At 69.7% G+C, this 11,548-nt stretch carries 9 protein-coding genes, 2 tRNA genes and 2 pseudogenes; 2 read left to right on the forward strand and 11 right to left on the reverse strand.

All coding sequences use genetic code 11. The features are described 5' to 3' along the window. Positions 1–5 precede the first annotated feature (5 nt). Positions 6–524, forward strand: a complete 519-nt coding sequence (locus tag QMK34_RS26715; protein ID WP_326417171.1) for a hypothetical protein — start codon at positions 6–8, stop codon at positions 522–524. A gap of 66 nt (positions 525–590) precedes the next feature. On the opposite strand, the gene QMK34_RS26720 is transcribed toward QMK34_RS26715, so the two are convergent. The 9 genes and pseudogenes from QMK34_RS26720 to QMK34_RS26760 form a co-directional block, all read right to left on the reverse strand. Beyond that, positions 591–664: transfer RNA gene (locus tag QMK34_RS26720), tRNA-Arg, on the reverse strand. A gap of 44 nt (positions 665–708) precedes the next feature. Further along, positions 709–798: transfer RNA gene (locus tag QMK34_RS26725), tRNA-Ser, on the reverse strand. A 66-nt stretch (positions 799–864) separates the two neighbouring features. Continuing rightward, positions 865–2,596: pseudogene (locus QMK34_RS26730) on the reverse strand (phosphatidylglycerol lysyltransferase domain-containing protein). 42 nt (positions 2,597–2,638) lie between these two features. Further along, positions 2,639–4,171, reverse strand: coding sequence for an AMP-binding protein (locus QMK34_RS26735; protein ID WP_442785225.1), 1,533 nt, complete (start codon positions 4,169–4,171; stop codon positions 2,639–2,641). Between the two features lie 329 nt (positions 4,172–4,500). Then, positions 4,501–4,704, reverse strand: a pseudogene (locus QMK34_RS26740) (acetyl-coenzyme A synthetase N-terminal domain-containing protein); the annotation flags it as partial. Between the two features lie 99 nt (positions 4,705–4,803). Continuing rightward, positions 4,804–5,577, reverse strand: a complete 774-nt coding sequence (locus QMK34_RS26745; RefSeq protein WP_326417172.1) for an ESX secretion-associated protein EspG — start codon at positions 5,575–5,577, stop codon at positions 4,804–4,806. A gap of 4 nt (positions 5,578–5,581) precedes the next feature. Continuing rightward, entirely contained in the window at positions 5,582–6,592 is a 1,011-nt protein-coding gene (locus tag QMK34_RS26750) for a PPE domain-containing protein (RefSeq protein ID WP_326417173.1), read from the reverse strand. Then, positions 6,589–7,056, reverse strand: coding sequence for a hypothetical protein (locus QMK34_RS26755; RefSeq protein ID WP_326417174.1), 468 nt, complete (start codon positions 7,054–7,056; stop codon positions 6,589–6,591). The genes QMK34_RS26750 and QMK34_RS26755 overlap by 4 nt, the downstream gene beginning before the upstream one ends. Positions 7,057–7,112: 56 nt before the next feature. Continuing rightward, a complete protein-coding gene (locus QMK34_RS26760) occupies positions 7,113–7,742 on the reverse strand; it encodes a dienelactone hydrolase family protein (RefSeq protein WP_326417176.1) in 630 nt (209 codons plus the stop codon). A 137-nt stretch (positions 7,743–7,879) separates the two neighbouring features. Between QMK34_RS26760 and hisC the strand changes: the two genes are divergently transcribed. Continuing rightward, a complete protein-coding gene (gene hisC / locus QMK34_RS26765) occupies positions 7,880–8,935 on the forward strand; it encodes a histidinol-phosphate transaminase (RefSeq protein ID WP_326417177.1) in 1,056 nt (351 codons plus the stop codon). A 97-nt stretch (positions 8,936–9,032) separates the two neighbouring features. Here hisC and QMK34_RS26770 read toward each other — a convergent pair whose 3' ends face one another. Further along, positions 9,033–9,794 carry a sulfite exporter TauE/SafE family protein gene (locus tag QMK34_RS26770; RefSeq protein WP_326417179.1) on the reverse strand — a complete coding sequence of 254 codons (762 nt, stop codon included), beginning with the start codon at positions 9,792–9,794 and terminating at the stop codon, positions 9,033–9,035. Between the two features lie 94 nt (positions 9,795–9,888). Continuing rightward, complete coding sequence (locus tag QMK34_RS26775; RefSeq protein WP_326417180.1) at positions 9,889–11,184, reverse strand: MFS transporter; 1,296 nt, start codon at positions 11,182–11,184, stop codon at positions 9,889–9,891. Positions 11,185–11,548 lie beyond the last annotated feature (364 nt).

Raw genomic sequence — 11,548 nt, forward strand, 5'->3', positions numbered from 1 at the left:
AGATCATGAGTTCATCACCTTGGTGGGGCCCGAGCGTGTTCGCGCTGGCCGGTGTGCTGATCGGCGCGCTGGCCACGGTGGGACTGGGACTGCTGAACCGCCGGTCGGAACGACGTCGCCTGTCCCGTGACCAGAAAAGCCGGTGCTACCCGGAGCTGCTCCGGCTGGCGACGGAGCTGCGTCGGCTACCGGTCTGGCCGGTCGAGGCCGGAGATCCGCGGGACCGGCTGGACGACCTTCAGTCCCTCGCACTGGAAGCCGGGTTCTACGGCACGGCCGAGGTCAACACCGCGATGTCCACACTGCTCGGTGCCGCCCAGGAGTTCGCCGCCATGATCACTTTCTTGCGCGCGGAGAGCAGTCCCGGGCACCGGAACAAGCTCGATCAGCGGTTCGCCGAACGGCACGGCACCGCGACCGGCGAGCTCACCAGCGCGATGACCGCGTTCGCCACGGCGGGCAGGCACGACCTCGAAATCGCCGGGTCATTCCAGCCCGTCGAGCCGAAGGTGCTGGAGCCCTAACCCGGAAAAAGAAGAGAGCCCCCTGCGAACAGGGGGCTCTTTCCGTATATCTGTCTCAACCGTGCGTGCGCCCGAAGGGATTCGAACCCCTGACCTTCTGATCCGTAGTCAGATGCTCTATCCAGCTGAGCTACGGGCGCTTGTTCAGTTATCTCAATCTAGCACCCGGCGAACCGGGCACCAGCGGAGGCTCCGGGATTTGAACCCGGGAGGGGGGGTTACCCCCAACCGCATTAGCAGTGCGGCGCCATAGACCAGACTAGGCGAAGCCTCCCAGGTCGAAACGACCACTGCCGAGATAGATTACACAAGTCTTCGGGCCCGCCGGAAGGCACCCCCCTCACGCCCGCCGGAGGATCCGGAGCAGCCGCGGGGACCGGCCGCCGAGCCCCTCGGCCTCGATCACCGCGATGCCCACGCGGGGAAGTTCGCGCGCGCCGGGGTACACCAGGTAGCGGGGAACCCAGCGTGGCTGGAACTTCGCGTTGAAGCGGTACAGGCTCTCGATCTGGATCCAGCGTGAGAAGAAGTGCAGCACCTTGGCCGACATCCGGGCCGGCGCCGATGCGCTGGCCCTGCTCCAGCACCGCGCGGAACGCGGCGAAGTTGAGCGAGACCTGTTCGAAGCCGTGTTCGGGGGCCGCCAACAGCAGTTCGGAGATCATCAGCTCGTTGAGGCCGTTGTCAGCGGTCCGGTCGCGACGCATGACGTCCATCGACAGTCCGTGCTCACCCCACGGGACGAATTGCAGCACGCCGCGCACGCGGCCGTCCTGCTCGGCGGTCACCAGCACCGAACCGGGGTCACCCATCCGGCCCAGCGCCATCGAGAAGCCGCGCTCCGTGTCGGTGCTGCGCCAGTTCGCGGCCAGCGCCACCAGTTCGTCGAGCTCGCCGGGGCGCAGGTCCTCGGCCTTGCGCACGAGGACCTTGTAGCCCGCCCGTTTGGTGCGCGACGCGGCCTGCCGGACACCGCGCATGACGCGCCCGTCCAGGGTGAACCCGGCGGCGTCGACGACGGCTTCGTCGCCGATCTCCAGCACCTCGAGGCCGAACCGCGCCCAGACCGTCGCGCCGAGCTCCGAGCAGCCCATCACCGCGGGCACCCAGGCGTAGCGGCGGCACACTTCCAGGTACTCCTCGATCGCGCCCGGCCACGCCTCGTGATCACCGAGCGGGTCGCCGGAACACAGCGCCACTCCGGCGATCACCCGATAGGTCAGCGCCGCCTTGCCGGACTTGGAGAACACCGCGAACTTGTCCCGGCGCAAGGCGAAGTAGCCCAGCGAGTCCCGTGCGCCGTGCTCGTCGACCAGCACGCGCAGGCGGGTGACCTCGTCGTCGGTCAGCTCCGGCGACGGCTCCGCCGACCTGAGCAGGAAGTACGCCGGGAGCAGGATCGCGCCGAGGCCGAACAGCAGCCCGACGGCCGCGGTCAGATCCTCCAGCCACATCGCGTGGAACACCGCCGGCCCGCTGACCCCGGTCAGCGCCAGCAGCGACTCCGCGATCCGGTCGCCGAAGCCGAGCGGCTCCAGCACGATCTGCGGGGCCACCGAGAGCAGCACCAGGTTGATCCCGAACCCGGCCACGACGAGCTGCAGGAACGCCCCGAACGCGCGCCACCGGCCGGTCACCGGGTCGGGCAGGGCGACGAAGTAGCGGCGGGTGGCGAGCAGCCCGGCCAGCAAGACCACCGAGACCAGCCCCGCGCCGAACACGTGCTTGAGCCCCAGATGCGACACGGTCAGCAGCACGGTCACGCCGACCGCGAGCTGCCACGCGCGCCGCTTGCGCCGCCGCAACCCGGCGGCGAGCAGGATCAGCAGGACGCCGGTGACCAGTACGACGGTCGCCGCGGCGGTGGTCGCGTCCTGCGGCAGCTCCAGCCATTCGGCCAGGTGCCCGCGCAGGCTCCGGCGTCCCGCGGGCACGAGCACCGAAACCAGCGCCATCACGCCGGTCAGCCGCGTCACCCAGGTGATCACGAAAACCGAGCTCGCGCCCGCGACCCGCCAGGTCGCGTGCGTGGCGTGCCTGGCCGCCTCGGCGCCGTTCGAGCGTTCCCCCATCACCACCGTTGCAACACGCTCGGCGACGCCATGCTTCCCCCTCTACCCCCCGGCCAGCTCCATGAACGGCGTCAGCGCGTCCGGATTGAGGAGCGTGTCGCGGCTGACCGCGCGCTCCGGAGCCACCCCGGACAGGATCCTCTTGACCGGTACCTCACACTTCTTACCGTTCAACGTGCGTGGCACCTCGGTCACCACGACGAACCGATCGGGTACATGCCGCGGTGACAGCGCGCCACGCAGTTCCTTGCGCAGCACCGGCTCGACGTCCTCGAGCTTCACTCCGTCGGTCAGCACCAGGAAGCAGAGCAGCTGCCCGTCCTCGTTGCCCGCGGCCGAGGTGTCGATGACCAGCGAGTCCGCGACCTGCTCGAAGCCCTCGGCGACCCGGTAGAACTCGGCGGTGCCCATCCGCACGCCGCCGCGGCGCCAGATCCCGGGGTACCTGTCGAAGTACGCCTCGCGCAGCCGCGAACCGTCCGGGGCGTCCCAGAAGAAGAGCGGCATCGAGGGCATCGGCTCGGTGACGACCAGCTCGCCGACCTCTTCGATCACCGGCTTGCCCGCCTCGTCGAACGCGGCAAGCGCGGCGCCCAGCGCGGCGCAGGACAGCTCGCCGAGCCACACCCGCCGGTCGGGCGACGCGGCGACGAACGCCGCGCACACGTCGGTGCCGCCGGACACCGAACAGATCTGGACGCTCTTGCCGACCTCGTCGGCGATCCAGCGGAACCCTTCGACGCTCAGCGGCGCGCCGGTCGAACCGAGCACGCGCAACGCCGTCAGGTCGTACCGCTCCGCGGGTTTGATGCCCGCTTTGAGGCAGCTCTGGCTGTACGGCGCCGACGTGCCGAAATAGGTGACGCGGTGCTGTTCGGCCAGTCGCCACAACACGTTCAGGTCCGGGTGGCCGGGGCTGCCGTCGAACAGCACGATGGTCGAGCCGGTCAGCAGGCCGGAGATGAGGAGGTTCCACATCATCCAGCCGGTGGTGGTGAACCAGAAGAACCGGTCGCTGGGGCCGAGATCGCTTTGCAGCGCAAGGGCTTTGAGGTGTTCGACGGTGATGCCGCCGTGCCCGTGGACGATGCCCTTCGGCAGGCCGGTGGTGCCGGAGGAGTAGAGCACCCAGAGCGGGTGCGCGAACTCGACCGGCTCGAAAGCCAGCTCGGCGCCGGTGTTCGCGGCGAGCTGGGCGTCCCAGTCGAGCGTGCCGCCGAGAATGTCGCTGGGAGTGTCGCTGGGGGTGTCACCGCCGACGTAGTCGACGAGGATCGTCGCCTCGAGCGACGGGATTTGCTCCCGCAGCTCGGCCACCGTGGTCATGGTGTCGAACGACCGTCCATTGTAGACATAGCCGTTGACGGCGACGAGCACCTTCGGCTCGATCTGGGCGAACCGGTCGGAGATCGCGCGGACGCCGAAGTCCGGCGAGCAGGAGGACCACACCGCGCCGAGGCTCGCCGCGGCGAGGAAGGCGATCAGCGTCTGGGGGCAGTTCGGGGCCAGCGCGACGACCCGGTCGCCCTTGGTCACGCCGAGTGCGCTCAGAAGGCGTCCGGACACTGATGTCATGTCGTCCAGTTTGGTGCCTGGGGCCGCGTGACTGACGGGGACTTTCACACGGTCTGTTCTGGTGAAAGGGACTTTTGCAAGGTTGAGTCGAGGGAAGGTCCCCGGCCACCTTCAGTCGCCACCGCAGGCTTGCCGTGTGCCCTGATGGGAGCCTTCACGGCGTTTAACGCTATCATGGTGGCCTTCAGGGGCACACATGAAACGGTCATGGCGGTATGAAACGGGCGAATGGGTAGACTTTTCGTCCTTTGTGGAGGGTAAGCGGCTTCGAAGGACAGGCGCCCGAGGCTTCGAGCGGCGGCTACTACGTCAGTTCTCAGACGCGTTCTGAGCGCGTGCTCGGCGTAGCTGAGCGTGCCGCCGTCGAACCAGGTCGCCGTCGGCATCGAGCCGGACAGCGTCTCGCGGGGCCGGTCGTGCCAGCGGACTCCGAGGAACTCCACGACGGCGTCCCAGAACTCGGGCACGCGCTGGGTGGAGAACTCCCACAACGACTGGTAGTCGTCCACCGTGACGTCGCGCTCGGCGCGCAGCTACTGGCGGAAGGCCTCGATCTTGGTGTCGGACAGGTGGCCCGGATCGGGGCGCCAGAGCACTTCGGGAGCGTCGGCGGTGTACGTCACCCATCGACCTTATCCCGCGATATCCCCCATCAGCTCCTCCGCCATCGACCTCAGTCGCGACGGATCCAGCGGCGTGACGGTCACCCAGTCACCGCTGCGGCGCAGGGCGTAGCGGCCGGTGGGGGTATCGACCCAATTGACCGTGTTGGCGCCGCGGATCCACCGATTTTCGCGGCCTCGCGCGGCACCGCCCAGGCGGCCGCCACCGCGACGGTGCGTGACCGCGCGGACCACCACCGCGAGCTCCGGCGGGCGCACCCCGGCGTAGCGCAGCACCTCGGCGAACCCGGCCACGCCCTCCCGCTCGCCCTCGGCGCAGGCCGCCTCGAAGTCCGCGGCACGCAGGTTCGCCGGGATGCCCTCACCGGCAGGCTCACGGGTCAGCGCCCCGAGCAGGGTGCGGACCAGGTTCCTCGCCCGGGTGGCGCCGAGCCAGACCTCGGTGCCCTCCACCCCGACCGACGCCGCGCCGTGGCGCCCGACGACGCCGATCGCGCGATACGGCGTCCCAGCGCCCTCGGCGTGCAGATCGAGGACCAGGTCACCGTCCGCCACCGAGCGCAGCAGCGCGGCGAGGTCGCGAGCGGGCCGGTCGACGGTGCCCAGCTCACGCTCGGCGAGCGCGCGATCGGCGTTCGCGACCAGTTCGGCGCGCGCGGCGGGCGTCCGGCCGAGGTGCGGGACGGCCAGTGCCGCGGGCAGCTCGCCGAGCCCGAGCGCGGACCAGAGGAGGAAGAACTCCCCGGCGTGCAAACGGATCCAGCCCGAGTCCGGGTCGCGCATGCGCTCAGTACCCGCCCCGCCGGGGTTCCTCGCCGATCACCGGCGGTGTCACCGGACCGCCCCGCGCCCAGATGTCCGACTCCTCCACCAGATAGCCCGGCGTCACCCGTTCGGCGTCCTCCTCACGGCGTGCGCCTGACGCTCCGCCCATCGGCATCGCGCCCATCCCGCCCGGCCGCTGACCGGCGGCGGCCGATCCCGGCTGGACCTGCGCGACACCCGGACGTCCCTCGGTTCCGAGCGTTCCCGCTCCGGCCGCGGGGCCCTGCCCCAGCGGCTCGCGCGGGGTCTCGATCGGCGCGAGGACCTTCGGCCCCGGGACGTCCGCGCTGGCCTTCGTCGTGCTGTCCGCGGGTGGGCGGGGTTTCGGCTGGTCCTTCTTCTTGCCGAGCGAGTCGCCGGGCGGGGTGAACTCCGGCACCGTGCCGAACACCTCGCTCGAGTCGCGCTGAAGCCGCCGCATGACGTCGGCGGCCTGGTGGTGCAGCTCCTGCGCCCGCAGACGCTGCGGACCGGGGTCGATCATCATCGCGCCCGCGCTCGCGAAATCCCCGCCGGTGAACGCGCTCGCGGACATCGCGGCGGTGCTGTCCGCGGGGACGGCCTTGCTGGCCGGGACGGCATGCACCGGGACCCGCGGCGGCTCCGGCATCGTCAGCCGGGCTGTTTCGGCGTTGTCGGCCTGCCTGCTCACGCAGCCGGACACCTCGGTGGCGCGACGCCCCGCGTCGTTCGCCCAGGCCACCAGGCGGGTCGCCGCGTCGCGGGCCTTGTCCGCACCCGCGCCCTCCCAGCCGTCCGCCGAGGCGGTGACCGCGCGGCTCAGCTCCGCGCCGATCTCGTCGAGGGCCTCGCCCAGCTTCGCCCACCGCGCGGCGACCCTGGTGGCCTGCGTGAGGTCGAGCCCGGTGTTGACCATGTCGTAGAGCTCTTGGTGCGAGTACGTCAGCCAGTCGATCGACTCGGCGAGATGCTCGGGCCCCGGTTCGGGCTCGACGGGCGGAAGCGCGATCACCGGCGCACCCCGTCCGTCATGTCGAACCGGTCCATGATCCGGTGGAGGTCCTCGCGCGCCTTGTCGTCCTTGGCCCGGTACAGGTGCTGGGCGGACTTCACCGCCAGCTCGAGGTCGTGCAGGACCTTGCCGAACTCGTCGAGCACGGGCAGCGCGGCGCCGGTGCCGTCGGTCGCCGCGCCCTGCAGCCGCGCACTCAGCGCCCTGCCGATGAAGTTGTCCCCCAACGACAACGGGATTTCGAGCTCGGCGGCGTCGGCGATCAGCCCGCTCAGCACCCCGCGGACATGATCCAGCGAATCCAGCAGCTTCTTGGCGGCGTCGTCGGTCAGCTTGACGGCCCCGGCCGCGGCCTCTTGGCGGACGCCCGAGACCTGGCTCGCGACTGGCGCCAGAGCGACCGCGGCGCCGGTCGTGAACGGCGCGGACGGCGTCGCGTTCGGTGTCCTTGTTACTTTTTCCATGAGTTTCCCCCTCGTCACGATTGTGACGCGAGGCACTCGGTAATGGTTCCCCGGGGTTACCGAAGGTGCGCGTCGAACCAGTTCAGCGTGCGCTGCCAGGCCTCCGCGGCGGCGGCCGGATCGGCGTCGAAGCGGTGGTTCGCCCCCGGGTAGCGGACGACGTTGGTGGCCACCTTCGACGAGGCCGCCGCGTCCTGCAGCCGCTCGAACTGCGCGCCGCCCTGCTCGTCACCGCCGTCGCCGAACATGCCCAGCCACGGACTGGTCAGCCTGCCCGCGATCTCGACCAGCGCGGGGAGTTCGACGTCGCCCTGGCCGCCGACACTGACCGCCGCGCCGAGCTTGCGGTGCGAGGCGACGACGAGCGCCGCGGTGCCGCCGAGGTCGAAGCCGACGACGCCGAGCAGATCGGCCTGGACGCCGCGCTCGACGAGCCAGGCGAGTGTGATGTCCGTCGCGTCGAGCAGGTCCTGCTGCGTCAGCTTTTCGCCGTCGAGGTGCGGGGTGACCGCGAGCCAGCCCTCACCGGCGAGGCTCGCGATCAGCAGCCGGACGCCGTCGGTGACCCCGTCGGCCTCGTGCAGCACCACCAGGCCACCGCGGATGGCGCCCTCGGGTTCGGCGAACGTCAGGCGCCGGGCCCGGCCGTCGGCGCGCTGGTAGTCGAGGGTGTCGGTGAGGGTCATGAACCCACTCAACCACCACCGGGTAAACAACGTGCAACAGCGGGCAACGGGAGGTGCGGAGAAAAGCGGGTCGCGGCGATGAGCCCACGAAAGATACGGTGACCCGGAACTCACCGCGAACCCGAGGAGCGCCGAAGATGTCCGCCCTAGCCCCGCGTGCTGATCTCGAATCATTGCCGAAGTACGTCCCGGGCCGGACGATCGAAGGCGCGATCAAGCTGGCGAGCAACGAGGTGCCCGGCGGCCCGCTGCCGAGCGTCACCAAGGCCATCGCCGAGGCGGCGGCCGGGATCAACCGCTACCCCGACACCGCCTCGTCCGCACTGGTCGCCCGGCTCGCGCGCGAGCTGGACGTGCCCGCCGCGAAGCTCGCGATCGGCTGCGGCTCGGTGTCGTTGTGCCAGCAGCTGATCCAGGCGCTGTGCGCGCCCGGCGATGAGGTGATCTTCGCGTGGCGCTCGTTCGAGGCGTATCCGATCGTCACGCAGGTCGCGAACGCGGTGAGCGTGAAGGTGCCGCTGAGCAGCGGACATGCCCTTGACCTCGACGCGATGCTGGCGGCGATCACGCCGAAGACGCGCATCGTGTTCGTGTGCAACCCGAACAACCCGACCGGCACGGCGGTGCGCCGCGACGAGCTGATCCGGTTCCTGGACGCGGTGCCCGAGGGCGTGCTCGTCGCGCTCGACGAGGCGTACAAGGAGTTCGTCAGCGACACCAACGTCCCGGACGGCGTCGAGTTCACCCACACGCGTGAAAACGTCGCCGTGCTGCGCACTTTCTCGAAGGCGTACGGACTCGCCGGGCTGCGGGTCGGCTACCTGGTGGCGCCCGAGGCGATCGCGACGGCGGTGCGTCAGGTGTACGTCGCTTTCTCGGTGAACGCGGTGGCACAGGCGGCCGCGATCGCTTCGCTGGACGCGGCGGGCGAGCTGCTGGAGCGCTGCGCGGAGATCGTCGTCGAGCGGGACCGGGTGCGCGCGGCGCTGGTGGAGGCCGGGTACGAGGTGCCGGAGACGCAGGCGAACTTCGTCTGGCTTCCGTTGGGCGACAAGGCTTTGGCGTTCGCCGAGCACGCGCTGGACCGCAAGCTGATCGTGCGGCCGTTCGCCGGGGACGGCGTCCGCGTCACCATCGGGACGCCCGAGGAGAACGACCTGTTCCTGGCCGCCGCGCGGGAATTCCCCCGCTAGCCGCCGAACTCCCGTCCGCCAGGGCTTACGCGGATGCCCCCTGAAGGCCACCATCACGGCGTTAGACGCTGTGATGGTGGCCTTCAGGGGCAGTTGGTTACTTGAGCAGGAGCTGGACCACGGCGGCGAGGCCGATGACGACGATCACGCCGCGCAGGACGGTCGGGGGGAGTTTGCGGCCGATCTTCGCGCCGACCTGGCCGCCGATCGTCGAGCCGACGGCCAGCAGGGCGACCACGGGCCAGCTGATCGGGGCGACGAAGGCGTAGATCAGTCCGGCGATGATGTTGACCACGGCCGCGAGCACGTTCTTCACGCCGTTGAGTCGTTGGAGCGGCTGGGAAAGCATCATGCCCATCACGGCCATCAGCATCACGCCCTGCGCGGCGGTGAAGTAGCCGCCGTAGATGCCGATCAGGAAGATGAAGAAGAGCAGCAACGGGCCGCCCTTGTGCTCGGTCTCGTCGCCTTGGCGGCGCCTCGCGACCCATTTCGACACCCTGGGCTGGATGATCACCAGGATCACCGCGAGGCCCACCAGCACCGGCACGATCGTCTCGAAGGCGTCCTTCGGCAGCTTGAGCAGCAGGATCGTGCCGCCGATCGCGCCGAAGAACGAGGCGACGGAGTAGCGGATGACCTGGGGCCAGTAGCCCTCGAGCTCGGCACGGTAGCCGATCGCGCCGCTGACCGTGCCGGGCGCGAGGCCGATCGCGTTCGAGGTCGTCGCCGTCAGCGGTGGGTAGCCCAGTGCGACCAGGACGGGGAACGTCACGAGGGTCCCGGAACCGACCACCGCGTTGATGGTGCCCGCCCAGATTCCGGCGATGAAGATGATCACGGCGTGCCACCACGTCATAGAGCGCTCACCCTCCGAACACTAAGCAGGCTCAGGCGTCGCCGCGACGTGGATGTGTCCTGTCAGACACCGACGAGAGGCGTCTCACATCCGTTCACGCGGTGCGGGGTTTGCCGAGCACGCCGGCGAGGGCGGCCCCCGCGATCATCACCACGCCGATGGTGACCAGGCCCCATTGGCTGGAGCCGAACAGTTTCGTCATCCAGCCCACCCAGTACGGCCCGAGGAACCCGGACACGTTGCCGATCGAGTTGACCACGCCGATCCCGCCCGCCACCGCGGCACCGGACAGGAACGCGGGCAGCAACGTCCAGAAACACGGGAACGCGGCCATCACGCCGATCGCGCAGGCACACAATCCCGCGTAACCGAGCCAGGGCGCGGAGGTGAGGAACGCGGACACGGTCAGCGCGGCGCCGCCCAGCGCGAGCGGGACGACCGTGTACCGCGTGGAGCGACCGGTCCGGTCGCAGCGGCGTCCCCAGAGGATCATCGCGACCGCGCCGATCGCGTAGGGCGCGGCGGTCAGCAAGGTGACGTCGAGGTCGTCGGTGATCTTCAGGCTCGCCTTGATGATCTGGGGCATCCAGAACCCCAGGCCGTACAGGCCGAACGCGAGCGCGAAGTACACCAGGCCGAGGCCGATCACCCTCGGGTGGAACAGTGCGCGCCGGACGCTCAGTGGATTCCGCTCGGCGGTCGCGGCGTTTTCGGCGGCGAGGGTCGTGTCGATCCACTCGAGTTCCTCGCCGGTGAGCCATTTCGCGTTCGCGGGCCGGTCCGGGAGCAGCCAGAACAACACTACGCCCAGCACCACCGAAGGCAGGCCTTCGGCGATGAACAGCCAGCGCCAGCCGCTCATCCCGCCGAAGCCGTCGAGCTTCAGCAGCAGCCCGCCAAGCGGCGCGCCGATCGCGGTCGACAGCGGGACGGCGACCATGAACAGCCCGGTCACCGTGCCGCGGCGCGCGGCGGGGAACCAGTAGGTCAGGTACAGGATCATGCCGGGGAAGAACCCGGCTTCCGCGACGCCGAGCAGGAAACGCAGGACGTAGAAGCTGGTCTCGCCCTGGATCGTCGCGCAGGCCGCGGCGACGATGCCCCAGACGATCATGATCCGCGCCATCCACCGGCTGGCGCCGACGCGGTGCATGATCAGGTTGCTGGGGGCGTCGAGCAGGATGTAGCCGATGAACAGGAGCCCGGCGCCGAACCCGTAGGCCGTCGGCGAGATGCCGAGGTCCTTGTTCATGGTCAGCGCGGCGACACTGAGGTTCGTCCGGTCGAGATAGGCGAAGAAGTAGCAGACGGCCATCAGCGGCACGAGCCGCCGAGTGGCCTTGGCGAGCGCACCGCGGGCGACCGGGTCTGTCATAAGCTCCTGGCTCATCGACGGAAACTAACAGTCGTCTTTGTCAGCGCGCTTCTGGGATTGCGCCGCCAGGCCACCCCTGGCTCGGTGCGACTCGCGATTTGTGGGAGGGGCGGCCTACCGTCACAATCCCAGGGGCCCTGGCGGGCCCAAAAGAGGGCGCGCGACGTGAAGTCTCCAGCGCGCAGAGCGCGCCGGAGACCCTGTGGTTGAGAAGGCGTCCGGAAACTGATGTCATGTCGTCCAGTTTGGTGCCTAGGAGGCTGCTGAATAATCGGCGTGTCTCCTTGAAATGGCATGCTGAGCTGGGAGAATAGTGTCATGCAGGGTGTGGAGCGGGCGGATCGGGAGTTTCTGGACGCGCGAGCACTGGTCGGTCATC

The organism is Amycolatopsis sp. H20-H5 (assembly GCF_035828755.1).
Classification (GTDB): Bacteria; Actinomycetota; Actinomycetes; order Mycobacteriales; family Pseudonocardiaceae; genus Amycolatopsis.

What these genes read in the sequence shown, in the direction of transcription:
- QMK34_RS26760 (WP_326417176.1), bottom strand. Translation starts at nt 7,742, where the DNA reads ATGACCCTCACCGACACCCTCGACTACCAGCGCGCCGACGGCCGGGCC.
- QMK34_RS26770 (WP_326417179.1), bottom strand. Translation starts at nt 9,794, where the DNA reads ATGACGTGGTGGCACGCCGTGATCATCTTCATCGCCGGAATCTGGGCG.
- QMK34_RS26755 (WP_326417174.1), bottom strand. Translation starts at nt 7,056, where the DNA reads ATGGAAAAAGTAACAAGGACACCGAACGCGACGCCGTCCGCGCCGTTC.
- QMK34_RS26715 (WP_326417171.1), top strand. Translation starts at nt 6, where the DNA reads ATGAGTTCATCACCTTGGTGGGGCCCGAGCGTGTTCGCGCTGGCCGGT.
- QMK34_RS26775 (WP_326417180.1), bottom strand. Translation starts at nt 11,184, where the DNA reads ATGAGCCAGGAGCTTATGACAGACCCGGTCGCCCGCGGTGCGCTCGCC.
- hisC (WP_326417177.1), top strand. Translation starts at nt 7,880, where the DNA reads ATGTCCGCCCTAGCCCCGCGTGCTGATCTCGAATCATTGCCGAAGTAC.
- QMK34_RS26745 (WP_326417172.1), bottom strand. Translation starts at nt 5,577, where the DNA reads ATGCGCGACCCGGACTCGGGCTGGATCCGTTTGCACGCCGGGGAGTTC.
- QMK34_RS26735 (WP_442785225.1), bottom strand. Translation starts at nt 4,171, where the DNA reads ATGACATCAGTGTCCGGACGCCTTCTGAGCGCACTCGGCGTGACCAAG.